Origin of the sequence: Pseudodesulfovibrio pelocollis (assembly GCF_030282845.1) — a bacterium.
GTDB classification, from domain to species: Bacteria; Desulfobacterota; Desulfovibrionia; order Desulfovibrionales; family Desulfovibrionaceae; genus Pseudodesulfovibrio; species Pseudodesulfovibrio pelocollis.
Genome location: NZ_JASTWE010000132.1, coordinates 1 through 550, shown reverse-complemented (window position 1 = coordinate 550; position 550 = coordinate 1). Strand labels below are relative to the sequence as shown.

Genomic DNA, 550 nt, shown 5'->3' with positions numbered 1-550 from the left:
TAATGCCGACCAACGAGATTTATCCCTTCGGCATCACCGGCACCGAGGTCAGCGGCGATGTAATGCCGCTGGCGGAGTATCTGGCCGATGCCCAGCGCTTGAGCGGTCACCAGTTGGGCATCGCCCGCCGCGCGCTGATGAACACGGTGCTGCGACAGTCCTCGCACATGGCCGCCGGGCTGGCCCAGTTCATCGCCGCCCGTCACGCTCCCGGCGTGGTGGACGACGGCGACCTTGACAAGGTCGAGGCGGGCATGGTGGCTGCAATCAATGCGCTGATCCTGGCCGCCCAGGACGACACCGAATACGCCCTGGACGGCCACACCCATCTCGCCACGGCCATCACCGATCTGCTGACCACGCCGCGCTCATACAGTGCCGTGCAGGCGTACACGCCCGTGCCGCTTGCCATAGACTCCGAGACCGGGGCCGTGGTTTGGAATATGACCACCGCCCCGGTGGCCGAGCTGACGTTGACCAGGGACGTGACGAGCCTGTCCATCACCAACCCGGTGCCCGGCACCAGTCCGGTGTTGCGCGTGATTCAGGC

Annotated in this window: 1 pseudogene; it reads left to right on the top strand. The window is 66.2% G+C overall.

Features of this window, described 5'->3' with window-relative positions:
- Nucleotides 1–550: pseudogene (locus QQS14_RS16550) on the top strand (hypothetical protein); the annotation flags it as partial.